Source organism: Pararhodobacter sp. SW119 (assembly GCF_017811755.1).
In the GTDB taxonomy this organism is placed as follows: Bacteria; Pseudomonadota; Alphaproteobacteria; order Rhodobacterales; family Rhodobacteraceae; genus Pararhodobacter.
Genome location: NZ_JADDJF010000003.1, coordinates 161,493 through 183,969, shown reverse-complemented (window position 1 = coordinate 183,969; position 22,477 = coordinate 161,493). Strand labels below are relative to the sequence as shown.

21 protein-coding genes and 1 pseudogene are annotated in these 22,477 nt (G+C 67.9%); 10 read left to right on the top strand and 12 right to left on the bottom strand.

What is annotated here, in order from left to right:
* Nucleotides 1–48: 48 nt before the first annotated feature.
* The 5 genes from IM708_RS03885 to IM708_RS03865 are packed head-to-tail and all read left to right on the top strand — an operon-like array spanning nucleotide 49 to nucleotide 4,380.
* Nucleotides 49–1,035 (top strand): ABC transporter ATP-binding protein, encoded by a 987-nt coding sequence (locus IM708_RS03885; RefSeq protein ID WP_209424996.1) that lies wholly within the window; start codon nucleotides 49–51, stop codon nucleotides 1,033–1,035.
* Nucleotides 1,035–2,006, top strand: coding sequence for an ABC transporter permease (locus IM708_RS03880; RefSeq protein ID WP_209424995.1), 972 nt, complete (start codon nucleotides 1,035–1,037; stop codon nucleotides 2,004–2,006). Before IM708_RS03885 ends, IM708_RS03880 begins: the two co-directional genes overlap by 1 nt.
* Nucleotides 2,007–2,010: 4 nt before the next feature.
* The gene (locus IM708_RS03875) at nucleotides 2,011–2,871 is read left to right on the top strand and encodes an ABC transporter permease (RefSeq protein ID WP_209424994.1); all 861 of its coding nucleotides are present in this window, start codon (nucleotides 2,011–2,013) and stop codon (nucleotides 2,869–2,871) included.
* The gene (locus tag IM708_RS03870) at nucleotides 2,868–3,920 is read left to right on the top strand and encodes an ABC transporter ATP-binding protein (protein WP_209424993.1); all 1,053 of its coding nucleotides are present in this window, start codon (nucleotides 2,868–2,870) and stop codon (nucleotides 3,918–3,920) included. Before IM708_RS03875 ends, IM708_RS03870 begins: the two co-directional genes overlap by 4 nt.
* Nucleotide 3,921: 1 nt before the next feature.
* Entirely contained in the window at nucleotides 3,922–4,380 is a 459-nt protein-coding gene (locus IM708_RS03865; protein WP_209424992.1) for a gamma-glutamylcyclotransferase family protein, read from the top strand.
* 158 nt (nucleotides 4,381–4,538) lie between these two features.
* On the opposite strand, the gene IM708_RS03860 is transcribed toward IM708_RS03865, so the two are convergent.
* Both IM708_RS03860 and IM708_RS03855 read right to left on the bottom strand, forming a co-directional pair.
* A complete protein-coding gene (locus tag IM708_RS03860; protein ID WP_209424991.1) occupies nucleotides 4,539–6,134 on the bottom strand; it encodes an ABC transporter substrate-binding protein in 1,596 nt (531 codons plus the stop codon).
* A gap of 148 nt (nucleotides 6,135–6,282) precedes the next feature.
* The gene (locus IM708_RS03855; RefSeq protein WP_209424990.1) at nucleotides 6,283–7,797 is read right to left on the bottom strand and encodes a VOC family protein; all 1,515 of its coding nucleotides are present in this window, start codon (nucleotides 7,795–7,797) and stop codon (nucleotides 6,283–6,285) included.
* A gap of 136 nt (nucleotides 7,798–7,933) precedes the next feature.
* Here IM708_RS03855 and IM708_RS03850 point away from each other — a divergent pair, with 136 nt between their 5' ends.
* The gene (locus IM708_RS03850) at nucleotides 7,934–8,866 is read left to right on the top strand and encodes a pirin family protein (RefSeq protein ID WP_209424989.1); all 933 of its coding nucleotides are present in this window, start codon (nucleotides 7,934–7,936) and stop codon (nucleotides 8,864–8,866) included.
* Nucleotides 8,867–8,984: 118 nt separating this feature from the next.
* Here IM708_RS03850 and IM708_RS03845 read toward each other — a convergent pair whose 3' ends face one another.
* Nucleotides 8,985–9,125, bottom strand: coding sequence for a hypothetical protein (locus tag IM708_RS03845; RefSeq protein ID WP_209424988.1), 141 nt, complete (start codon nucleotides 9,123–9,125; stop codon nucleotides 8,985–8,987).
* Between the two features lie 52 nt (nucleotides 9,126–9,177).
* Between IM708_RS03845 and IM708_RS03835 the strand changes: the two genes are divergently transcribed.
* The 4 genes and pseudogenes from IM708_RS03835 (at nucleotide 9,178) to IM708_RS03815 (ending at nucleotide 12,347) form a co-directional block, all read left to right on the top strand.
* Nucleotides 9,178–9,780 carry a DeoR/GlpR family DNA-binding transcription regulator gene (locus tag IM708_RS03835; protein ID WP_209424987.1) on the top strand — a complete coding sequence of 201 codons (603 nt, stop codon included), beginning with the start codon at nucleotides 9,178–9,180 and terminating at the stop codon, nucleotides 9,778–9,780.
* Nucleotides 9,777–10,817, top strand: coding sequence for an ABC transporter ATP-binding protein (locus IM708_RS03830; protein ID WP_209424986.1), 1,041 nt, complete (start codon nucleotides 9,777–9,779; stop codon nucleotides 10,815–10,817). Before IM708_RS03835 ends, IM708_RS03830 begins: the two co-directional genes overlap by 4 nt.
* A 148-nt stretch (nucleotides 10,818–10,965) precedes the next feature.
* A pseudogene (locus IM708_RS03825) lies at nucleotides 10,966–11,283 on the top strand (extracellular solute-binding protein); the annotation flags it as partial.
* A gap of 233 nt (nucleotides 11,284–11,516) precedes the next feature.
* Complete coding sequence (locus tag IM708_RS03815) at nucleotides 11,517–12,347, top strand: carbohydrate ABC transporter permease (RefSeq protein WP_209424985.1); 831 nt, start codon at nucleotides 11,517–11,519, stop codon at nucleotides 12,345–12,347.
* Nucleotides 12,348–12,490: 143 nt separating this feature from the next.
* Here IM708_RS03815 and IM708_RS03810 read toward each other — a convergent pair whose 3' ends face one another.
* From IM708_RS03810 to eno, 9 genes are all read right to left on the bottom strand, one after another.
* Nucleotides 12,491–13,288, bottom strand: coding sequence for a phosphodiesterase (locus tag IM708_RS03810; protein WP_209424984.1), 798 nt, complete (start codon nucleotides 13,286–13,288; stop codon nucleotides 12,491–12,493).
* Nucleotides 13,289–13,297: 9 nt separating this feature from the next.
* Nucleotides 13,298–14,233 carry a TIGR01459 family HAD-type hydrolase gene (locus IM708_RS03805; protein ID WP_209424983.1) on the bottom strand — a complete coding sequence of 312 codons (936 nt, stop codon included), beginning with the start codon at nucleotides 14,231–14,233 and terminating at the stop codon, nucleotides 13,298–13,300.
* 122 nt (nucleotides 14,234–14,355) lie between these two features.
* Nucleotides 14,356–14,817 carry an Hsp20 family protein gene (locus IM708_RS03800; RefSeq protein WP_209424982.1) on the bottom strand — a complete coding sequence of 154 codons (462 nt, stop codon included), beginning with the start codon at nucleotides 14,815–14,817 and terminating at the stop codon, nucleotides 14,356–14,358.
* Between the two features lie 136 nt (nucleotides 14,818–14,953).
* Nucleotides 14,954–15,775, bottom strand: a complete 822-nt coding sequence (locus tag IM708_RS03795) for a trypsin-like peptidase domain-containing protein (protein ID WP_209424981.1) — start codon at nucleotides 15,773–15,775, stop codon at nucleotides 14,954–14,956.
* A gap of 343 nt (nucleotides 15,776–16,118) precedes the next feature.
* On the bottom strand, nucleotides 16,119–17,339 hold the full coding sequence (locus IM708_RS03790; RefSeq protein ID WP_209424980.1) for an acyl-CoA dehydrogenase: 1,221 nt from the start codon (nucleotides 17,337–17,339) through the stop codon (nucleotides 16,119–16,121).
* Nucleotides 17,340–17,759: 420 nt separating this feature from the next.
* A complete protein-coding gene (locus IM708_RS03785; protein ID WP_209424979.1) occupies nucleotides 17,760–17,951 on the bottom strand; it encodes a hypothetical protein in 192 nt (63 codons plus the stop codon).
* Nucleotides 17,952–18,154: 203 nt separating this feature from the next.
* Nucleotides 18,155–19,447 carry a crotonyl-CoA carboxylase/reductase gene (gene ccrA, locus IM708_RS03780; protein WP_209424978.1) on the bottom strand — a complete coding sequence of 431 codons (1,293 nt, stop codon included), beginning with the start codon at nucleotides 19,445–19,447 and terminating at the stop codon, nucleotides 18,155–18,157.
* Between the two features lie 109 nt (nucleotides 19,448–19,556).
* Nucleotides 19,557–21,029, bottom strand: a complete 1,473-nt coding sequence (locus tag IM708_RS03775; protein WP_209424977.1) for a 1-acyl-sn-glycerol-3-phosphate acyltransferase — start codon at nucleotides 21,027–21,029, stop codon at nucleotides 19,557–19,559.
* A 133-nt stretch (nucleotides 21,030–21,162) separates the two neighbouring features.
* The gene (gene eno, locus IM708_RS03770; RefSeq protein ID WP_209424976.1) at nucleotides 21,163–22,440 is read right to left on the bottom strand and encodes a phosphopyruvate hydratase; all 1,278 of its coding nucleotides are present in this window, start codon (nucleotides 22,438–22,440) and stop codon (nucleotides 21,163–21,165) included.
* Nucleotides 22,441–22,477: the final 37 nt, after the last annotated feature.

Below are 22,477 nucleotides of genomic sequence, written 5' to 3'. Positions count from 1 at the left end.
TGCCCCGATGACGCACAGGCGCGACATATCCCCCCGCCGGGAAACGGCATGATCTCGGTTGCGGGGCTGAGCAAGCATTACCGGCTGTCGGGCGGCCTGCGCGCGGTCTTCGACCCGCGCCGCGACCAGGTCCTGCGCGCCGTCGACGGCGTCAGCTTCACGCTGGACCGCGGCGAGGTCCTGGGCCTTGTCGGCGAATCCGGTTGCGGCAAGTCGACGATGGGCCGCCTGCTGGTCGGGCTGGAGGAGCCGGGCGCGGGCCGCGTCGATTTTGACGGCACCGACGCGCAGGCGCTGCGGCTGGCCGACCGGCGCGCCTTTCACCGCCGCGTGCAGATGATCTTTCAGGACCCCTACGGCTCGCTCAATCCGCAGCACGCGATCGGCGAGATCGTGTCGCGCCCGCTGCTCTATCAGGGCATGAAGCGCGGCGCGCAGATGCAGGCCCGCGTGGTCGACGCGCTTCAGCAGGCAGGCCTGTCGCCGGTCGAGCAGTATCTCGACAAGTTCCCACACCAGATCTCCGGCGGCCAGCGCCAGCGGGTCTGCATCGCGCGCTCCATCGTGCTGGAACCCGACATCCTGGTCGCGGACGAGCCGATCTCGATGCTGGACGTGTCGATCAAATGGGGCATCATCCGCCTGCTGCGCCGGCTGGTGCGCGACCGCGGGATCTCGCTTCTCTACATCACGCACGACCTGGCGACGGTGGGCGCGGTCTGCGACCGGCTGGCGATCATGTACCTCGGCCGCATTGTCGAGATCGGGCCGACGGACCAGGTGCTGGCCGCGCCGCGCCATCCCTATACCGCCGCACTCGTCTCGGCGATCCCCAACCCGGTTCCGGGCGCGAACCGGCCGGCGCCCGACATCCTCGGCGGCATCCCCGACGCAACCGCGATGCCCCCCGGCTGCCGTTTCGCCCCGCGCTGCCCGCGCGCGCTGCCCGCCTGCGCCGCGACCGACCCGTCGCTGGGCCCCGGCGCGCATGCCGCCGCCTGCATCAACCCCCTGCCCGGGCGAGGGACCAGCTGATGGGAAGCTACATCCTGCGCCGCCTCTTCCACATGGCGATCACGCTGTTTGCGATGATCACGCTGATGTTCTTCCTCTTCCGCCTGCTGCCCGGCGATCCGACGGCGACGGTGATCAGCCCGGCGCTGGATGCCGACGCGCGCGCGGCGATGCAGGCGCGTTTCGGCCTCGACCGGCCGCTGATCGAGCAGTATTTCGTCTATCTCGGCAATCTGGCGCGCCTCGATTTCGGCCTCTCGTTCCGCACCTCGCGCCCGGTGTGGGAACTGATCGAGCTGCGCCTGGTCAACACGCTTCTGCTGATCCTGCCCTCGATGATCGCGGCCTATGTGATCGGCGCGTTCGGCGGCGCGCTGATGGCCTGGTATCGCGGCGGCCGGGCCGAGGGCAGCCTGGTCCTGGCCGCGACCGCGCTGCAATCGGCGCCGGTCTTCTGGTTGGGGATGCTGGCGATCCTCGTCTTCTCGATCTGGCTCAACTGGTTTCCCACCGGTCATATCGTCACCCCCGGCCGCTTTCCCGACCCGACCTGGCGGATGTACCTGACGCTCGATTTCCTCCACCACCTGGCGCTGCCCTTCTTCGTCAACACGCTTTACAACCTCTGCTTCCCGCTCCTGCTGATGCGCTCCACCATGCTCAGCACCATCGGCGAGGATTACGTCGAACTCGCCCGCATGAAGGGCCTGCGCGAACGCCAGGTCCTCTACGGTCACGCCATGCGCAATTCGCTCCTGCCGCTGGCCACCACGCTGCCGATGATCCTCGGCTGGTCGGTCGCGGGCTCGGTCGTGATCGAGACGGTGTTCAGCTGGCCCGGCCTCGGCCTTCTGATGATCGAGGGGATCACGCGCTCGGACTATCCGGTGGTGCAGGGCGCCTTCCTGCTGATCGCGGTGCTGACCATCGTGGGTACCTTCGTGGCCGATCTGCTCTACGGCCTCCTCGATCCCCGCATCGTCTACAGGTGACCCGATGCGCATCCTGAAATCCTTCATCGCGGCGGTCTGGGACGTCCCCTCGGGGCGGGTCGCGCTGGTCGTGCTGGGCGTCTTCGCCGCGCTCGCCATCCTCGGCCCCTGGATCGCGCCCTTCGACCCGATGGCGCGCACCTATGGCGCGGACGGCCGGCTGGTGCGGCTGGCCGGCCCCTCTGCCGATCATTGGCTGGGCACCACGCTGATGGGCCGCGACATCGCCAGCCAGATGCTCTACGGCGCGCGGCCGGCATTCCTGGTCGGCGGGATGACCGCCATCGGCACCGTGCTGATCGGGCTCAACATCGGGCTGATCGCGGGCTATTTCGGCGGGCGGGTCGACGCCATCCTCATGCGCATCACCGACATCTTCCTCGGCCTGCCGTTCCTGCCCTTCATCATCGTCGTGCTGGCCATGTCCGGGCGCAGCATCTGGACGATCATCTTCGCCATGACCATCGTCATGTGGCGCTCCACCGCGCGGGTGATCCGCGCCCAGGTGCTCAGCTTGCGCGAAATGCCCTTCGTCGCCGCCGCGCGCACCACCGGCGCCAGCGACTGGGCGATCCTCTACCGCGAAATCGCGCCGAACGTCCTGCCACTCGCCCTCGTCAGCACCGCCTTCGCGCTCGCCTGGGCGATCATCACCGAGGCCAGTATCGGCTTTCTCGGCTTCGGCGATCCCAATGTCATCAGCTGGGGCTCGATCCTTTACGATGCCTACGCCAGCCAGGTCATGTACCGCGCCCCCTGGTGGGTGGTCCCGCCCGGCATCGCCATCATGATCCTCGTCTCGGCCGTCTACTTCATCGGCCGCGCCTACGAGCAGGTCATCAACCCGCGGCTGAGGGCGATATGAGCGCGCCGATCCTCGAAATCGACGGCCTCGACCTCGGCTATGCGACCCGCACGGGCACCGCCGCCGCGCTGCGCGATGTCTCGCTGTCGGTGGCGCCGGGCGAAAGCGTTGGCATCGTCGGCGAATCGGGCTGCGGCAAGAGCACGCTGCTGAAGGCGGTCATGGGCGTCATGCCCCCGAATGCCGCGATCGAGAGGGGTGCGATCCGGTTTCGCGGCACCGACCTGGTCGCCGCCGGCCCCGATGCCTGGCGCCGCGTGCGCTGGTCCGGCATCGCCATGATCGCGCAAAGCGCGCTCAACGCCCTCAACCCCGTCAAGCGCGTCAGCGCCCAGATTTCCGAGGCGATCCGCGCGCACGCGGACTGGCCCCGCGACAAGATCCGCGCCCGCATCCAGGAGTTGTTCCAGATGGTCGGCGTCGACCCCGCGCGCATCGACGACTTCCCGCACCAGTTCTCGGGCGGGATGCGCCAGCGGGTGCTGATCGCCATGGCGCTGGCCCTGCGCCCGCCGGTGCTGCTGGCGGACGAGCCGACGACGGCGCTGGACGTGATCGTGCAGGACCAGATCTTTCGCAGCCTGCGCCAGCTTCAGACCGAACTCGGCTTCGCCAAGCTTCTGGTGACCCACGACCTCGGGCTGGTGATCGAGAATTGCGAACGCATCGTCGTCATGTACGGCGGCATGATCGTCGAGGCCGGCCCGACCGCGCAGGTGATCGCCGCACCCGCCCATCCCTACACGCTGGGCCTTTACAACGCGCTGCCGCGGCTGGGTGCCGCGGTCGAGCCGATCTCGATCCCCGGCCGCCCGCCCGACCTGATCGCACCGCCCCCCGGCTGCCGGTTCGCCCCGCGCTGCCCCTTCGCGCAAGACCGCTGCCGCACCGACCCGCCGATGCGCGTCCTCGGTCCCGGCCACCACGCCCGCTGCCACCGCAGCGACGAGATGGACGCCCTGCGCCCCGCCGCCCTGCGCCCCGAGACATGGGAACGCGACGACGCCCTGGCCAATGAGTCGAACCCCGACACCAACGAAAGGACCTGACATGCACTACTTCGCCTATGGCAACCTGATGGACATCGACCTGATGCGCTCGGTCGCGCCCTCGGCCCGGCCGATCACCGTCGCCCGCCTGCCCGACCACGAATTGCGCTTCGCCAAGTGCAACGATCCGACGCATGGCGGCTGCACCCTGATCCACGTCGACGGGGCCGAAACCTGGGGCGTGCATTACGAGATGTCAGACGAAGACATGGCGGCGATGGATGCCTCCGCCGGCGTTGCCGAGGGGCGCTGGGCGCACAAGCCGGTCACCGTCTACACCTCGGACGGGCAGTCAATCGACTCGGTGACCTACTTCATTCCCAACGACCGCGGACCGCACCAGCCGCCCGAAAGCTATGTCGGCCCGATCCACAAGGGCGCCAAGGCGCTGGGCCTGCCCAAAGCCTATCGCGATCGCCTGCACGCGATCATCGACGAGGCGACCGCCGCCGCCAGCTGACCCGGACGGACAAAAAGCAACGGGCCCGGGCATCACTGCCCGGGCCCGTCCACTTGCAGCCCCGCACCGAAAGTTTCATTGCGGTTAACGGCGGATTTTTTCTTTCTTGAATCAGCGCCTTACGGAAGTGCGCACGCGTGCGCACTTCCCCGTTGGCGTCATTCCGGCATGCGCAGCCGGCCGCTGTCGTCCCAGCTGAATCCCGCCTCGGACAGGATCTCGCGGGCGCGGTCCAGATCATACGCCTGCACCTCCAGATCCGGGTGCGACCAGTAGGCGTTGACCGGCACCAGCGGCGTCGCGATGGCGACCGCATCGTCGTTCAGGATGTCCTGGATGATCATGTCGCGCGGGATCGCATGCGCCAGCGCCTGCCGCACCGCCTTGTGCGCCAGCAGCGGGTGCTCGACATTGTAGCGTGCCGACATGTGCCCGTTCGACTGCGCGCGGATCAGCTGCAGGTGATCCTCGTCCTCGAACAGCTCCACCACCGTCGGCACGATCGGCTGCAGCGACACGCCGATCTCGCCCCGCCGCAGCGCCGCCGCCAGCACCTCGGCCGAGCCGTACTGGATCATCAGCAGATCCGCGCGCGGCTCCATAAAGTGGTCCTCGTTGCGGGTGAACGAAATCTCCTGCCCCTGCCGCCAGTAGGCCAGGTTGTAGGGCCCGCTGCCGACCGGCTCGGTATTGGCGTGGCTCGCCGGATCATCGATCTCCGACCAGACATGCGCAGGCAGGATCGGGATCTGCCCCAGCGCCTGCGACACGAACGACGCCGACGGCCCGGTCAGCGTGAAGCGGACGCTGCCGTTTTCGGCCTGCACGTCCTCCAGGCTGGTCAGGACCGACCGGAAATAGACCGCCTCGTTCTCCTTTAGGAAGCGGAAGGTGAAGGCCACGTCCTCGGCCGTCACCGGCGTGCCGTCGTTGAACTCCAGATCGTCGCGCAGCGCGACCTCGATCGTGGTGTCGTCCACCACGTCGATCGACGTCGCCGCCCACATCTCCGGCCGCCCGTCGGGGCCGGTCACCACCAGCCGGTCGTAGATCAGGCTCACGCGGTCCAGATCCTCCAGCGTGCGCAGCGTCAGCGGGTTCCAGCTGTCCTGGTCGATGGTCCAGCCCAGCCGCACATCGGTCGCATCGCCCACCGGTTCCAGCCGGATCAGGTTCCAGATCGACCGCACCCCGTCGGGCGAGGGGCGGTATTCCTCCAGCCGGGCGACATCGGTGTTGATCGCCATCGTGTTGACGACCGAGGCGATCAGGCCCTCGGGCTGTTCTTCGTAGATCAGCTCCTGGATGCGGTGGATCACCTCGCGCCGGGCCTCGGGGTCATAGAGGCGACGCTGCTCGGCGTGCAATTCCTCCATCTCCGCTGACTGGAAGCCGCCGACATTCATGCCACCCGACGCCGCCGACGCCTCGATGAATTGCGTCACGGTAAAGAATTCCGGGTCCAGCCGGGCAGGCGATCCCGACAGCACCGACATCACCACGTCGAAGTCGCGCTCGGTGAACCACATGCCCAGCATGGGTGACGGAAACGGCTGCGGGTCCAGCGTCACCTCCAGCCCCAACTCGCGCCAGCTTTCCGCGATGTAGTTCGAGGTTTCGTAGTAGTGCTGGTAGCTGGCCGCCGGCCAGGTCAGGAAAGTGATCGCCGGCGCGACCGGTCCTTCGGCCTGCGCGCCAAGCGGGGCAAGCGCCGTGGAAAGACACAGCGCCATCCAGATGCGTCCGTGTGCCATTTTTCATTCCTCCATGTCAGACGCGCGGATCATAGACGTCTTCACCCCGGTTGGCTGTTGCCGTTTTGTGGCGCGCTCATTCCGGACCGGAATGCCACGCCCGGGGCCACGGCGCAGGCAGCGAGGTCCGGGGATCGCGCCTGACCGATCAGATCCAGCTCGCGACCACCTCAACATCGGCTGGTCCGATGTCATGCCCGGCGGGCAGGACCTTCGCCTCGACCGTCGCGCCACCGGCGCGCAGGGCGTCTTCCAGCGCCGGCGCCATCCGCGCGAAGGGGTCGCGCGCGCCCGACAGCAGCAGCACCTCGGTCCCGGTCAGGTCGGGCGCGGGCGCATCCGCCAGCACCGCGATCCCGCGCAGCAGGATCGCGCGCCGCACCACCCCCGGATGCAGCAACATCACCGCCCCCAGCAGGTTCGCCCCGTTGGAATACCCCAGAAACGTCATGCGCGCCGCATCCAGCCCGTAGCCCCGCACCGCACCCGCGACGAAGCCCGCGAAGGCCTCGGCCTCGGCGCGGATATCGGCCTGATCGTAGGTCACCGCGTCGTAGCGACGAAACCAGCGGTTGATCCCCTCCTCGGTCGATCGCCCGCGCACACCCAGCAGCGTCGCGCGCGGTGCGATCCGATGCGCGAGCGGCATCAGGTCGGCCTCGTTCCCGCCGGTGCCGTGCAGCAGCACAAGCGTCGATCCATCGGGATCCTCGGGGCGGTGGAGGCGGTGAATGAACGGCAGATCGCGCATCGGCATCCCTTCCTCGCCCGGGCGGGCGAATTGCGGCAGCATCACCCGCAGATCGTCGCGGCGGGCCGCCTCCATCGGCGGGAACATCAGGGTTTCGCCCAGCCGGTCCGCGGGTTCATCCACCGCAAATCCCGGCCCATCGGTCGCCTGCTCGATCAGCACCCCGCCCGGTTCGCGGACATAGAGCGACAGGAAATAGCGCCGGTCATGGACGGCGGTCAGATCCGCCGCGGCCCCCAACGCGAGTCGCATCGCGCGGACCGCCCCGGCATCGGCGGCGCGAAACGCCAGGTGATCGATCATCCCCGCGCCGGGGATCGCCGGGACATAGCCCCGCGCATCGCGGATATCGACCGCGTCGGTGTCCGACAGCATCCGTCGCACGCCCCCCTCGACCGGGCCGGGGCGATAGCCGAAGCGCGCGATGAAATCCGCGGTCGCTGCGGCTTCGGCCGTCAGCAGGGTGACGGCGCGCAGCCGCGTGGGCGCGGTCGGGTCGGGCTGCGGCGCGGCGGCGGGCAGATCGGCGCCCACCAGCTTCACGATCAAACCGTCGGGGTCCTTCAGCCGCAGCACCGGCTCGCCGAATTCGCGTTTCGGCCCCTCGACCGCCACCTGCGCCGCCAGCGCCCGCGACAACCACGCACCGATGCTGCCCGGCGGCACCGCCAGCGCGATCTCCGATGGCTGGCCGTGCCCGGTGCGCCCCCGCGCGCCGGCCTCCCACACCAGAAAGCTGACGAGGCTGCCAGGGCTGCCGGCGGCGTCGCCGTAGAACAGATGCAGCTGTTCGTCATCCGCGAAGCCGGCGGTCTGCTTGACCAGCCGCAAGCCCAGGAACCCTGCGTAGAAATCGACATTGGCCTGCACGCGCCCGGTGATCGCGGTGACATGATGAAGGCCGCTCTGCATGGTCCTCGGTCCCTGTCTGTCCCACCCCGGCACGAGGCCATCCCCCTATAGCGCATCCCATTGGCAGACGCGATCAGCCGTCGCTTGTCCGAAGGTCCCGCGCCGCGTAGGATCATCCGAAAACGGGAGGACCGCCATGAGCTGGAACCCGGCCCTCGATCCCGGTTGCCCGGACGACATCGGCATCGACGCGATCGAGACCCTGATCGTACCGCGCGCCCGCGACATCGGCGGGTTCGAGGTGCGGCGCGCCCTGCCCGCGCCGAAGCGCCAGATGGTCGGACCCTTCATCTTCTTCGATCAGGCCGGCCCGGCCGAATTTCTGACCGGACAGGGCGTCGACGTGCGCCCGCATCCGCATATCGGGCTGGGCACCGTCACCTATCTCTACCGCGGCGCCTTTCATCACCGCGACAGCACCGGCGCCGACCGTATCATCGAGCCCGGCGCGCTGAACTGGATGGTCGCCGGCCGCGGCGTCACCCATTCCGAACGCACGCCCGAGGCGGCGCGGCAGGGACCCTCCAGCCTGTTCGGCATCCAGACCTGGATCGCCCTGCCCGAAAAGAACGAGGATGAGGCTCCGTTCTTTGAGCACCACGCCGCCGACGCCTTGCCGCAGCTTGTCGATGGCGGCATCACCGCGCGCCTGATCCTGGGTCAGGCCTTCGGCGCGACAGCCCCGGCGACGCTGCATTCCGAAACCTTCTACCTGGACGTGGTGCTGGAACCGGGCGCGCGCTTTCCCCTTCCCGACGATCACGAGGATCGCGGCCTCTACATCACCGAAGGCACGGTCGAGATCGCCGGCGAGAGCTTCGAGGCCGGGCGCATGATGGTCTTCCGCCCCGGCGACCGGATCACCGTCCGCGCCGGCGCGCGCGGGGCGCGGCTGATGGCGCTGGGTGGCGCGACAATGGCCGGGCCGCGCTTCATCTGGTGGAATTTTGTCGCCTCCTCGCGCGAAAGGATCGAGGCCGCGAAAGCCGAATGGCGCGCGGCGAACTGGGGGCAGGGGCGGTTCGACCTGCCGCCTGAGGACCGCGAGGAGTTCATTCCGCTGCCCTGACCTGCCCCGGCGGGCCGCAGCGTTTTGGCTTGCGTGGTGTCGCCGCCGACCTCTCGTTGCGGGTTGTGACAAGTATCTTGAGTTTTTCATTTGAATGGACGAAACCGGTTTCGGGGGTTCAAATGAAAGTCACGCCGATCAGCGCCTCGCGCCTGCGCCAGCAGCGAATCGTCGAAAAGACGCGCCGCGAGTCATAGGTCAGCGTCGATGAACTGGCCGCCGAATTCGGCGTCACCACCCAGACGATCCGGCGCGACATCAACCTGCTTTGCGACGCCAACATCCTGCGCCGCCGTCACGGCGGGGCCGAGTTGCTGGATGCCCCGCGCAACACCGCCTACGACCTGCGCCGCGCGATGAACGCGAGCGCGAAGGAACGCATCGGCAATGCCGTCGCGGCGATGGTCGAGGATGGCGCGACCGTCTTCATCTCCATCGGCACCACGCCGGCCTTCATCGCGAACGCGCTGCGCCGCCGGCGCAACCTGACAGTCGTGACCAACAACCTCAACGCCGCGCTGGCGCTGAGCGAGGTGGAGTCGAATCGCATCATCCTGCCGGGCGGCGAGGTGCGCCTGCCCGACCGCGACCTTCTGGGCGAGGCTGCGAGCGCGATGTTCACCCGCTACCGGGCGGACTTTGGCATCTACGGCGTCGGCGGGATCGACGCGGACGGCGCGCTGCTCGACTTTCACGAAACCGAAGTCGCCGCGCGCGAGGCGATCCGCCTCAACGCCCGCCGCGCCATCCTGGTCGCCGACCGCACCAAGTTCGGCCGCCTCGCGCCCATTGTCGGCGGCACGCTGCACGATGTCGACCACGCCGTGATCGACGCGCGGCCCGACACCGCCTACGCAGAACTGTTGCAAAGTATCGGTACCCGGCTTCTCGTCGCCAAGGAATCCGCCACATGACCCCCGCTGACGCGCCCTTCGTCTCGATCGAGAAGATCACCAAGACCTGGAACGGCCAGTTGGGTGTCCGCGACATCTCGCTCGAGATCCCGCGCGGCGCGTTCGTGGCCCTGCTCGGCCCGTCGGGCTGCGGCAAGTCGACCACCCTGCGCCTGATCGCCGGGCTGGAGACGCCGGACAGCGGCACCATCCGCATCGACGGGCGCGACGTGACCGCCAGCCCCGCCTCGACCCGCGGGCTGTCGATGGTCTTCCAGTCCTACGCGCTTTTTCCGCATCTCGACGTGGCCGAGAACGTGCTCTTCGGGCTGAAGGTGCGCCGCGTGCCGAAGGCCGAACAGCGCCGCAAACTCGCGCAGGCGCTGGACCTGACTGGCCTGACCGGGCTGGAACGGCGCAAACCGGGCGAGATTTCGGGCGGCCAGCGCCAGCGCGTCGCGCTCGCCCGCGCCGTCGTCGCCGGCCACCCGCTTTGCCTGATGGACGAGCCGCTGTCGAACCTCGACGCCAAGCTGCGCCACTCCGTCCGGCGCGAGATCAAGAAGCTTCAACGCGACCTCGGCATGACCGTCATCTACGTCACCCACGACCAGACCGAGGCGATGAGCATGGCCGACATCGTCGTCCTGATGAAGGACGGCGGCATCGAACAGGCCGGCCGCCCCGTCGATCTCTACGAACGCCCCGCCAGCACCTTCGTCGCGGGCTTCGTCGGCAGCCCGCCGATGGCCCTGATCGAGGCCGAGGCCCTGCCGCCCGCCCTCACCGCCGCGACGCGGGACGGCATCTTCGGCATCCGACCCGAACATCTGGAACTGGCCGAGGCCGGCGCCGGCCACCTGCACGCGACGATCAGCCATTGCGAATACATGGGGTCCGAGACCTTTCTCAGCTTCGACACCCCGGGCGCGGCGGGGCTGACCGTGCGCCTGGCCGGCGAGGTCCGCAAGGCGCCGGGCGAAACGGCCGAACTGACCTTCGATCCGGCGCACCTTCATGTGTTTGACAAATCGACCGGCTACCGGAAGGCGCGCTAACCCCATTCCCGGGCCCACACCGGGTTCCGGCAAACCACCTCAACCCCAGGGAGGACGAGCGATGACACGACATACCCTCAAGGCCGCACTGCTGGCCGGCGCCACGGCGTTCGGCGCGCTGCCCGCGACGGCGGAAACCAACCTCACCATGTACTACCCCATCGCGGTCGGCGGCGCGCTGACGCAGGTGGTCGACGGCCTGATCGCCGAATTCCACGAAGCGAACCCCGACATCCGGGTCAATGCCATCTACGCCGGCAACTACGACGACACCCGCGTGCGGGTCCTCTCGGCCATCGCCTCGGGCGAATCGGCGCCGCTGTCGGTCCTCTTTTCCATCGACGCGCTGGACCTGATCGAGCAGGAGATGATCATCCCCTTCGACGACGTGGTCGAAACCGACGAAGAGCGTGAATGGCTCGACAGCTTCTATCCCGGCCTCATGGCCAACGGCCGGATCGAGGGGCACGTCGCGGTCAACGCGCTGATCAACTCGGTCAAGCTGATCGATCATCTGTTCATCCTGACCAAGGGCGGGCCGTCGGACGCCTCCAAGCTCGTGCTCTATTACATCTGGGAACTGGCGTTCTCCTACTTCGACCGGCCGCAGGCGGCGGCACTGACGGTGATCGTGCTTCTGGTCCTCGGCGTCGTCGCGACGGTCAAGTTCACCTTCCTCGACCGCCGGACGCATTACCAATGAATGGCGCCGTCCTCTCCCGTCCCCGGCTGACGCTCGCGCTGGACACCGTCGCCGCCTGGACGCTGGCCATCATCTGGATCGCGCCCCTGGCCTTCGCGGTCTGGGCGGCGTTTCACAGCACCTCGGATGCGGTGAACTTCAACCTGACCGGTGCCAAGACGCTGGACAATTTCCGCGTCGCCTGGGAGGGCGCGCCCTGGCTGCGCTACTTCTTCAACACCTTCCTGCTGGTCAGCGTGGTGCTCGCCGGCCAGCTGGTCGTCACCACGCTCGCCGGCTACGCCTTCGCGCAGTTCCAGTTTCCGGGGCGCGACGTGCTGTTCATCCTCGTGCTGCTGCAGCTTTTCATCCTGCCCGAGGTGCTGATCGTCGAGAACTACGTGATGGTCTCGCGGCTGGGGATGTTCGACACGGTCTTCGGGATCGGCGTGCCCTACTGGGCCAGCGCCTTCGGCATCTTCCTCATGCGCCAGGCGTTCAAGAGCGTGCCGAAGGAACTGGACGAGGCCGCGCGGATCGAAGGCTGCAGCCGGCTCGGCGTGCTCTGGCGGGTCTATGTCCCGGCCGCGCGCCCGACCTACCTCGCCTATGCGCTGGTCTCGGTCTCGACCCACTGGAACAACTTCCTCTGGCCGCTGATCGTGACCAACTCGGAATCGACCCGGCCGCTGACCGTTGGCCTCTCGCTCTTCGCCGCCCCCGAGAGCGGCGTCAACATCTCGGTCATCTCGGCGGCGACGATCATGTCCATCGCGCCCCTGCTGGTCGCCTTCCTGCTCTTCCAGCGCCAGTTCGTGCAGGCCTTCCTGCGGGCCGGGATCAAATAAGCTTTTCCGCCCTTTCTAGCGGGTTGAAATCCGGTTAATTTTTTCGGACTTGTCATTTCTTTTCAACCGCTTGTTCGCCGGTCCAAATTTGGACCGCACCCGGTTTGCGCCCCAAAAGCGGGTTCCAAAGCCCCAAAACCCCCTCAGAAGGGGAACGGCCCCGCCTCGTCAGCAACAGGAATCCAGGTGCTGCGAAAGCTCCCCGCCCATTCGTGCAGCAGCATGCCGGGGGGCGACTCGACAAACCCCACCGGCGCCCCGTCGCGGTAGTCCGCGGCAATCGCATGCGCGGTCGACGGCGCGATCACGGCGACCTGCCCGCCGATCATCCCGGTCGTATGCCGGTGAACATGCCCGCAGATCACCCGCGTCTCGGCCCCGTGGCGGGCCAGCACCCGCGCCAGTTCCGCCGCATCCGCCAGCCCGATCGCGTCCATGAACCCGATGCCGGTGTCGAACGGCGGGTGATGCAGCGCGATCATCGCCGGCCGCCGCGGCGCCTCGGCCAGCCGCGCGGCCAGCCAGTCCAGCGCCTCGGGCCCCAGCCGGCCACCCGACTGCCCCTCGACCAGCGTGTCGAGCGCGATCAGCCGCATCGCCGCCAGATCGCGGCACCACTGGATCGGTCCCTGCACCGGCATGCCCGGACTGTCGGCAAAGGCCGCGCGCAGCGCCGCGCGCCGGTCATGGTTGCCCGGGATGACCGCGACCGGCAGCTTCACCGGCGCCAGCAGGTCCTTCAGCGCCACGTAATCCGCGGGACGGCCGTCATCGGACAGATCGCCGGTGATCAGCAGCAACTCGACCGGCGCGATCTGCGGCAGGATCCGCCCGATCCGGCCGACCGCGCGCGCCAGCGCCGCGCGCGTGTCGACCCGCCCGCTGACCAGCTTCGGCGCCGCCACGACATGCAGGTCGCTGATCTGCAGGATGCGGGTCATCGGCTTGCCTCAGGTCGTTTCCGCGATCACGTCGGGCACGATGCCGCTTTCGGCGATGAAGGGCGCGGGGTCGTGGCCGCGAAACAGCCCGTGTCCGGCGATCAGCACCGTGCCCAGCCCCGCCGCGCGCCCGCCCAGCACATCGGTATGCAGCGTGTCCCCGACCATCGCGATCCGCTCGCGCGGGATCACCGCGCGCGCCGCAATCCGGTCCACCGCCGCCTCGAACGCCGCGGCATGCGGCTTGCCGTAATACTCGACCGTGCCCGGCAGGTCGGCGGCGTAATGTCCGGGCTCCAGCGAAAACCCGCCCTCGCGCGGGGCGATCACGTCGGGGTTGGCCACGATCACCGGCCGCGGCCGGTCCGCCAGCGCCGCGGCCAGCGCCGCCTGGCGCGCGGCACTCCATCCTTCGGACCCCAGGAACAGAAAGCCGTCGGCGCGCGCCAGCAGCCCCTCCTCCGCCGCAAGGGACTCCACCCGCGCCGGCAGGTCGTCAAAACCCGCCCCCGCCGCGGTGATCCCGGCCCAGAGCATCCCGGGATCGCGCCGGGCCAGCGCCGCCGCGGCGATATCGCGGCTGGCCACCACCTCGTCCTCGGTGAAATCGAAGCCCAGACGGGCGTATTTCGCCAGCGCGGCGCTGCGCGGATAGCTGGCGCCATTGGTCAGCACCACCACCGGCTTGCCCGCCGCGCGCATCGCCGCGATCCGCTCCACCGCGCCGGGGATCACGCGCTCGCCGATGTTCAGCACGCCGAACGCATCCAGCACGAAGGCATCATACCGGTCGAAAACCGCGCGCAGGTCGGGGACCTGCAGGCTCTCGCCCGCAAACGCCGCGCGCGGCAGCAGATGCCGCACCGCCTGGTAGCGGGCAAAGGTCCAGTCGGCCCCGATGGCATCGGGGCGCGGGCGAAGGGCGAGGGCGGGATCGGGGATCATGGTCCTGATCTACCGCGCCCTTTCGGCGTTGTCATCCATCCGCGAAACCCGCCTACCGGACACGGATAGCAAAAAGGGCGCACCCGGCAGATGCGCCCCAACTTCGGACCCGTCGCCTTGGATCAGGCGGCGTTGGCCTCGACCAGACGGCTGTCGCTATCCTTGCGGGCGATCTCGATCCGGCGCGGTTTCAGCGCCTCCGGGATCTCGCGCGCCAGGTCGACATGCAGCATGCCGTCGGCATGGGTCGCGCCGGTCACCTTGACGTGGTCGGCCAACTGGAACCGACGCTCGAAGGCGCGGGTGGCGATGCCGCGGTGCAGATAGGTACGCCCGTCTTCCTCGTCGGCCTTGCGGGCGCTGATCACCAGCGCGTTTTCCTTCACCTCGACGTTCAACTCGTCGGCGGCGAAGCCCGCGACCGCGACCGAGATGCGATAGGCATTCTCGTCGGTCTTTTCGATGTTGTAGGGCGGATAGGTGGGCTGGGCGGGCTCGGCCGCCAGCATCCGGTCCATCATGTCCGCGATCCGGTCGAAACCGACCGAGGCGCGGAAAAGCGGGGTTGGATCGAAGTTGCGCATTGTCATCCTCCATCGAGCGATGTTGCTGTTCCCTGCCGGTTTCCCGGCCAGGTCTGTTGTCCATCGGGCCCCGACCGGGCGCCCGACACCGCTGATTTGGGAAAGCGATCACCCGCTTTCAAGAGGGGAAGACGCCTCAGGGGCGCACGAAACGCGCGGTTCCGCGGGCACCCGTTTCGCCCCCTGCAAGACCCGGGCGCACCCGCTGGACCGGCTCCTGCGGGATGTCCAGTTCCGCCATCAACGCGCCGATCCGGTTATCGAGCCGCATTCCCAGCGCAAGGCTGCGTCCCTCGGCCTCGGTCATCGCCGAAATCACCGAAACGATCCGCGGCACGCCCCCCTGCAGCGCGAAGACCGGCGCGCCCGAGGCCCCGAAATCGATGGCGCAGGACATGACCACGACCCCCTCGCGCAGTTGGTCCAGAACGGCGCACCGGTCCTGCAGCGATGCCGCGCCCTCGCGCCCGCGGGCGTAGGACACCACGGCAATGGCGGCGCCCGGCGCCGGCGGCAGCGGCGCGATGCCGAACGGCAGAAGCCCGGCATCGTGTATCGGCTGGTCCAGTTGCAGGACCGCCAGGTCACTGGCGATCCGCTCCAGTGTCCGGTCGCCCGCCATCCGGAAGGACGGCTCGATCGCCGCGCGGCGGATGCCGCGGATCGCGGCGGCATGACCGATGCGCCACCCGGCAAGGAACTCGACCTCGCGCACGTCGATGCGCGCGCCGGTCTGCGGATCGAACAGGCAATGCGCGGCGGTCAGCACGCGGTCCGGCGCGATCAGCGTGCCGGTGCAGAAACCGCGCCCCTGGATGTTCAGCCGCCCGACCGCCTGCCAGCCGCGCCCGATGTCATCCCCGCCCAACTGCCGCAGCGCGCTGTCGACCGGCGCCTGCGCAAGCGCGGCGGGCGGCAGGATCAGGCAAAGGAAAAGCACGGCAAGGCGCAGGAACATCGGCAACACTCGCACAAACAGCAGGGTATCCGCGGAACGTCGCCAGAGACTGCGGCAGCAATGCGGCGCAGACAGGGCGTGATGGGGCGGCGAGGACCCGCCCAGCGGCTGCATCGCGCTGACTTTGGGTTCCTCAGGCGCGCGGCCTCAGACCCACGCCAGACGGCGCTCGCGTCCGGCGCTTCGGCTCCTCGGCCGAAAGTTTCATTGCGGTTAACGGACGCCGATTGTGTTTTTATATCAGCGCGTTGCAAAAGCGTCCAACCTTGGACGCTTCCGCAAAATCTGGGCCCTCGGGCCGTTCGAGGGGCCGAGTCACGCCGGGCCCAGGCGAGGCCGGCGCTCAGAAGAACGCCTGCAACCCCGTCTGCGCCCGACCCAGGATCAGCGCATGCACGTCATGCGTGCCCTCGTAGGTGTTGACGGTTTCCAGGTTCACCATGTGGCGGATAACCTGGTATTCCTCGGAAATCCCGTTGCCGCCATGCATGTCGCGCGCCATCCGTGCGATCTCCAGCGCCTTGCCGCAGTTGTTGCGCTTGATCAGGCTGATCATCTCGGGCGCGCCCTGCGCCTCGTCCAGCAGCCGGCCCACCTGCAGCGCCGCCTGCAGGCCCAGCGTGATCTCGGTCTGCATGTCGGCCAGCTTCTTCTGGAAAAGCTGCGTCTGCGCCAGCGGCTTGTCGAACTGCTTGCGGTCCAGCCCGTACTGCCGCGCCGCGTGCCAGCAGAACTCGGCGGCACCCATCACGCCCCAGGCGATCCCGTAGCGCGCGCGGTTCAGGCAGCCAAACGGCCCCTTCAGCCCCTCGACATGCGGCAGCAGCGCGTCCTCGCCGACCTCGACCCCGTCCATCACGATCTCGCCGGTGGTCGAGGCGCGCAGGCTGAGCTTGCCCTCGATCTTCGGCGCACTCAGACCCTTCATGCCCTTGTCCAGCACGAAGCCCCGGATGCGCCCGCCGTGATGGTCCGACTTGGCCCAGACGACGAAGACATCGGCGAAGGGCGAATTCGATATCCAGGTCTTCGATCCGGTCAGCTTGTAGCCGGTCGCGGTCTTCTCGGCGCGGGTCTTCATGCCGCCGGGATCGGACCCGGCATCGGGTTCGGTCAACCCGAAGCAGCCGATCAGCTTGCCCGAGGACAGGCCCGGCAGATACTTCTCGCGCTGTTCCTCGGTCCCGTAGGCGTAGATCGGGTACATCACCAATGAGGATTGGACCGACATCATCGACCGGTAGCCGGAATCGACGCGCTCGATCTCGCGCGCGACAAGGCCGTAGGTCACGTAGCCCGCGCCCAGCCCGCCGTATTCCTCGGGGATGGTGACGCCCAGGAGCCCCGCCTCGCCCATCAGCGGGAAGAGCTCGGGCGCGGAGACCTCGTTGCGGTAGGCTTCGATCACGCGGGGCTGCAGCGTGGACTGGGCGAAATCATGCGCCGAATCGCGCAGCATCCGCTCTTCCTCGCTCAGTTGCGACTCCAGCCGAAGCGCGTCGTCCCAGGCGAAGCGGCCCATGTCGGGGGCGTCCTTCGGCTTCAGGGCAGGGCGATCAAGCATGGCAGATCCTTTCGTATGGCATTCCGGTTTGCGTGCAGCTTATCATGAGACGTCGGCGTGCTGAACGGCTATTCCGTCATGTAGCCACGACCAGCGGGAATGCTACATGCCGCCCCGGACGCGGTGTGGGCTGCCGGTGGGCGCCCGGAGGCCTGAAAAGCCCCCGAATCGGCAACGGTCCACGCGTGGACCAAGCGGCAAGTGTTTGAAATGTCTTGCAAGTCGGATTTTTGTTAACCCGAATTGAACCATTTTTCCGGCGTCGCCTTGGCCCATGCGCGTGCGGGCCGGCGATCACAATGGCCCGGACATGACAACGCCCGAACCCTTGGCGAAGGGTCCGGGCGCGGGGTCAAACGTCTGGCCGGGGCGCCACGGGCAACAGCGCGGCCGGTCCAGCGTTCGAGGGAAAGCGTTTCTTTAGCCGAAGTTGGCGACCTTCTCGCGGAAGCCGTCGTGCGGGCGCAGCTCGATCTCGAATGACTGGCTGGCGATTTCGGTGAAGGCCAACAGCTTCGCTTCCTCCAGATGCGCGGCGAGGGCGGGAAGGCGGTTGGCCTTGGCGTAGGCCTGCAGATCTTCCAGCGTGCGGATCATCCAATCGTGTTTCATGTTCGTTCTCCAGTGCGTTCAACGCGTTCTGCGCGGTGGGCCAGTGGACTGATCTGCGTCCGGACAAGAGGGAACATACAGGCAACATTGTTGAAGAAGCGTGAAGCGACGGTACAAAATTAGAACAAATACGGAAACAAAGGCCACCCTATTGGGTGGCCAATGCCTGATTGTCCCTATTCAGGAACCGATAACCGATTTTTTCAGCCGCGACGCCCGGCTTCGAGCGCGTCCTCGAAGGTACGCAGGCCCGTGCGCGGCGACTGGACCAGCACCGCCATGTTGCCCGGCTTGTGTTCGTTGCGGCGCATCATCATGTGGGCGGCCGGGATCTCCTCCCACGGGAAGACCTCGGACATGCAAGGGTCGAGCCGGCGTTCGATCATCAGCCTGTTGGCGGCCGAGGCCTGCGCCAGATGCGCGAAATGCGAACCCTGCAGCCGCTTCTGGTGCATCCACATGTAGCGCACGTCGAAGGTGCAGTTGTAGCCCGTCGTGCCGGCGCAGATCACCACCATGCCGCCCTTCTTGACCACCAGCGCGGAGACCGGAAAGGTCGCCTCGCCGGGATGTTCGAAGACCATGTCGACGCTGACACCCTTGCCGGTGATGTCCCAGATCGCCTTGCCGAACTTGCGCGCTTCCTTCAGCCAGTCGTTGTATTCCGGGGTGTTGACCGTGGGCAATTGCCCCCAGCACTTGAATTCCTTGCGGTTGATGACGCCCTTGGCGCCGAGGTTCATGACGAACTCGCGCTTGTCCTCTTCGGAAATCACCCCGATGGCGTTGGCACCGGCGGTGTTGACCAGCTGGATCGCGTAGGACCCCAGCCCCCCCGAGGCGCCCCAGACCAGCACGTTCTGCCCCGGCTGCAGGTCATGCGGCGCGTGGCCGAACAGCATCCGGTAGGCGGTGGCCAGCGTCAGCGTGTAGCAGGCGGATTCCTCCCAGGTCAGGTGGCGCGGGCGCGGCATCAGTTGCTGCGCCTGCACGCGGCAGAACTGCGCGAAGCTGCCATCATGCGTCTCGTAGCCCCAGATGCGCTGGCTGGGCGAATACATCGGGTCGCCACCGTTGCAATGCTCGTCGTCGCCGTCGTCCTGATTGCAATGGACCACGACCTCGTCGCCAACCTTCCAGCGCTTGACCTTGTCGCCCACCGCCCAGACGATCCCCGAGGCGTCCGACCCGGCGATGTGATAGGGCTGCTTGTGCCCGTCGAAAGGCGAGATCGGCACGCCGAGCGAGGCCCAGACCCCGTTGTAGTTGACGCCCGCCGCCATCACCAGCACCAGCACCTCGTGGCTGTCCAGCGACCAGGTATCGACCACCTCGACCTGCATGGCGGTGTCGGGCTCGCCGTGGCGTTCCTTGCGGATGGCCCAAGCGTACATCTTCTTCGGCACATAGCCCAGGGGCGGCATTTCGCCGATCTCGTAAAGGTCCTTCTCGGGGGCGTCGTAGGGCGCGATACCGGGGGTCTGGTCAAGGGCCATGGGTCACTCCTGAAAACTTGTGCCGCGGTGCAGAATCGATGCGGCACTTGCAGCATCCATAGAATCGGTCACGCAACATTGCAACCCGGTTAGATGAAGCTTTGTAATTTTATGTCGCGGCGGCCGCAGGCAGCTCCAGGGTCGCTCCGTGCCGGGCGGCCTCGTCCACGGGTTCGGTTACCCGTTGCAGGACGGATGCGGCGTAGTAGCCCAGCGTCGGTTCCTGCCCCTGGGCGATGCGAACCTCGCCGCCGCGGACCTCCAGGATGCCGCGCAGGGCCATCGCGGACAGCCCTTCCTCGATCGCGGCGTCGGCATCGCCGCCGGGAAGGTGCTGGTTGGCGCCGCTTGCCTTCAGCGCTGAGACCAGCGCCCTTGCGGTGTCGACCAGCGCGGCGCGGCTGACCGGCAGGGCCGGCGCGCCCTCCGCCCGCAGGTCCGAGTCCGTCCGGGCGCCGGCCTGCACCATCGCCGCGGCGACCAGCGGCACCGGCAGGATCGGCACCGCCTCGCGGATGCGACTCATCAGCATCTCGGCCAGCGCCTCGGTGCTGGGGTCGGGGCTTCGGGTGATGAAATCGCTCAGCGACACCGGCCGGCCGTAGCAGACGGCGGCATAGCCGAAATGCCGGAAGGTGCCGCGCGCCTTCCGCCAGAGGGTGCGCAGCACGAAGCCTGCCGCCAGCGACGGCTGCACGCGAAAGCGGCGCACGCCATCCTCGGCGGCCTTGATCAGGACCCGATCCTCCAGCACGCGGTCATAGTTCAGCGCGACCGGGACGAAGACGACATCACGCCCCGAGGACAGGTCGAAATCGCGCACGATGTAATGCAGCAGGCCCTTCTTGGCCGGCCCCACCGCGCCGTTCAGGCTGAGCCCGCCTTCGGGGAACATCGCCTGTGTCACCCCCTCCTGGATCGACATCTGCACGTAGCGCGCCAGCACCGCGCGGTAGAGCGTGGAGGAATAGCGCCGCCGGATGAAATAGGCGCCCATCGCCCGGATCAGCGATTTCAGCGGCCAGACCTGCGCCCATTCGCCCACCGCATAAGACAGCGCCGAGCGGTCGGCGGCCAGCCAGGTGACGAGCACGTAATCCATGTTCGACCGATGGTTCATCACGAAGACGACCGCCGAACGCGGGTCGATCCCGCGCAGCGTGTCGCTGTCCGCCCGGCCAAGGTGCACGCGGTAGAGCCCGCGGCTGAGGCGGCGGGCGACGCGGATGGCGAAGCCGAAATAGGTCGCGGTGGAAAACCCCGGCACGATCTCGCGCGCGTAGGAGCGGGCCTTGGCAAAGGCCACGTTGTGCGGCACGCCCTCGGTGCGGGCGTAGTCGCTGACCGCCTCCATCACCTGCGGGTCGTGGATCAGCCGGATCACCTGGTCCTGACGACGCGCCAGGCGAAAGGGTTGGATCGGGCGTTCGAGGCGCTTGTTCAACTCCTCGACCGCGCGCTCCATCCGGCGGCGCAGGAACCAGCGCAGCCCCGGCCCGATGATGCGGTCGAGCGTGGCGATGGCGGCCAGCACCAGCACCATGATCACCAGCCAGAGGGGCATCTCGACAGTTGCGCTCATCAGGGCATGATTAGGTTCCCGAAGGCGCCGGGGCAATGCGCATCAGGTCGCAGGCGCCATTTCGCGGCGCTTCCGGGGCGGATTTGACTGATTTTCCCGGTTGATGCGGGGTCGCGCCCGGGTCGGGCAGGGCTCAGCCGCGCAGGATCGACCGGCCGGCGTAGCGCGCGCTGTCCTCCAGCATCTCCTCGATGCGGATCAGCTGGTTGTATTTCGCCAGCCGGTCCGACCGCGCCAGCGAGCCGGTCTTGATCTGCCCGCAATTGGTGGCCACCGCCAGGTCGGCAATCGTCGCGTCCTCCGTCTCGCCCGAGCGGTGGGACATCACGCAGGTCATCCGCGCCCGGTGCGCCATGTCCACGGCCTCCAGCGTTTCGGTCAGCGTGCCGATCTGGTTGACCTTGACCAGCAGCGCGTTGCCACACCCCTCGGTGATCCCGCGCGCCAGCCGTTCGGGGTTGGTGACGAACAGGTCGTCGCCGACCAGTTGCACCTTGCTTCCCAGCGCCTCGGTCAGCATCCGCCAGCCGTCCCAGTCATCCTCGGCGCAGCCATCCTCGATCGACAGGATCGGATAGTCCGCGACCAGCGACGAAAGCCAGGCGACGTTCTCCTCGGCGGTCAGCGTCTTGCCCTCGCCCGAGATGACATAGCGGCCGTCCCTGAAATACTCGGTCGCCGCGCAGTCGAGCGCCAGCGTGATGTCCTTGCCCGGCGCATAGCCCGCCGTCTCGACCGCCTTGAGGATGAAATCGAGCGCGTCGCGGGTCGAACTCAGGTCCGGCGCGAAGCCCCCCTCGTCGCCGATCCCGGTCGAGAGACCCGCGGCCTTCAGGTCCTTCTTCAGGACGTGAAAGACCTCGGCCCCCATGCGCACCGCCTCGCGGATCGAGCCCGCGCTGACCGGCATGATCATGAATTCCTGGATGTCGATCGGGTTGTCGGCATGTTCGCCGCCGTTGATGATGTTCATCATCGGCACCGGCAGAACCCGCGCCGAGGTGCCGCCGACATAGCGGTAAAGCGGCTGGCCGGTCGCATCCGCCGCGGCCTTCGCCACGGCGAGAGAGACACCGAGGATCGCGTTCGCGCCGAGGCGAGACTTGTTGGGCGTGCCGTCGAGGTCGATCAGGGCGCTGTCGATCATCACCTGTTCGGTCGCGTCGCTGCCGACCAGCGCCTCGGCGATCTCGCCGTTGACCGCGGCCACCGCCTGCAGCACGCCCTTGCCGCCATAGCGGCCCTTGTCGCCGTCGCGCAGCTCCACCGCCTCGTGCGCGCCGGTCGACGCGCCCGAGGGCACCGCGGCGCGCCCCAGCGTGCCGTCTTCCAGGATCACGTCCACCTCGACCGTCGGGTTGCCCCGGCTGTCCAGAATCTCGCGTCCGGTGATGTCCAGGATGGCGGTCATGTCGTCCCTCGCTCAGGTGATTGCGCGGCTTCTATAG

Excerpts from the sequence above, each read along its gene's own strand:
- IM708_RS03870 (WP_209424993.1), top strand. The coding sequence starts at position 2,868 with ATGAGCGCGCCGATCCTCGAAATCGACGGCCTCGACCTCGGCTATGCG.
- eno (WP_209424976.1), bottom strand. The coding sequence starts at position 22,440 with ATGACCGCCATCCTGGACATCACCGGACGCGAGATTCTGGACAGCCGG.
- IM708_RS03810 (WP_209424984.1), bottom strand. The coding sequence starts at position 13,288 with ATGACCCGCATCCTGCAGATCAGCGACCTGCATGTCGTGGCGGCGCCG.
- IM708_RS03845 (WP_209424988.1), bottom strand. The coding sequence starts at position 9,125 with ATGTCGCGCCGGATCGTCTGGGTGGTGACGCCGAATTCGGCGGCCAGT.
- IM708_RS03790 (WP_209424980.1), bottom strand. The coding sequence starts at position 17,339 with ATGCTTGATCGCCCTGCCCTGAAGCCGAAGGACGCCCCCGACATGGGC.
- IM708_RS03860 (WP_209424991.1), bottom strand. The coding sequence starts at position 6,134 with ATGGCACACGGACGCATCTGGATGGCGCTGTGTCTTTCCACGGCGCTT.
- IM708_RS03815 (WP_209424985.1), top strand. The coding sequence starts at position 11,517 with ATGAATGGCGCCGTCCTCTCCCGTCCCCGGCTGACGCTCGCGCTGGAC.
- IM708_RS03830 (WP_209424986.1), top strand. The coding sequence starts at position 9,777 with ATGACCCCCGCTGACGCGCCCTTCGTCTCGATCGAGAAGATCACCAAG.
- IM708_RS03805 (WP_209424983.1), bottom strand. The coding sequence starts at position 14,233 with ATGATCCCCGATCCCGCCCTCGCCCTTCGCCCGCGCCCCGATGCCATC.
- IM708_RS03880 (WP_209424995.1), top strand. The coding sequence starts at position 1,035 with ATGGGAAGCTACATCCTGCGCCGCCTCTTCCACATGGCGATCACGCTG.
- ccrA (WP_209424978.1), bottom strand. The coding sequence starts at position 19,447 with ATGGCCCTTGACCAGACCCCCGGTATCGCGCCCTACGACGCCCCCGAG.
- IM708_RS03785 (WP_209424979.1), bottom strand. The coding sequence starts at position 17,951 with ATGAAACACGATTGGATGATCCGCACGCTGGAAGATCTGCAGGCCTAC.
- IM708_RS03855 (WP_209424990.1), bottom strand. The coding sequence starts at position 7,797 with ATGCAGAGCGGCCTTCATCATGTCACCGCGATCACCGGGCGCGTGCAG.
- IM708_RS03775 (WP_209424977.1), bottom strand. The coding sequence starts at position 21,029 with ATGAGCGCAACTGTCGAGATGCCCCTCTGGCTGGTGATCATGGTGCTG.
- IM708_RS03850 (WP_209424989.1), top strand. The coding sequence starts at position 7,934 with ATGAGCTGGAACCCGGCCCTCGATCCCGGTTGCCCGGACGACATCGGC.
- IM708_RS03875 (WP_209424994.1), top strand. The coding sequence starts at position 2,011 with ATGCGCATCCTGAAATCCTTCATCGCGGCGGTCTGGGACGTCCCCTCG.
- IM708_RS03800 (WP_209424982.1), bottom strand. The coding sequence starts at position 14,817 with ATGCGCAACTTCGATCCAACCCCGCTTTTCCGCGCCTCGGTCGGTTTC.
- IM708_RS03865 (WP_209424992.1), top strand. The coding sequence starts at position 3,922 with ATGCACTACTTCGCCTATGGCAACCTGATGGACATCGACCTGATGCGC.
- IM708_RS03795 (WP_209424981.1), bottom strand. The coding sequence starts at position 15,775 with ATGTTCCTGCGCCTTGCCGTGCTTTTCCTTTGCCTGATCCTGCCGCCC.
- IM708_RS03885 (WP_209424996.1), top strand. The coding sequence starts at position 49 with ATGATCTCGGTTGCGGGGCTGAGCAAGCATTACCGGCTGTCGGGCGGC.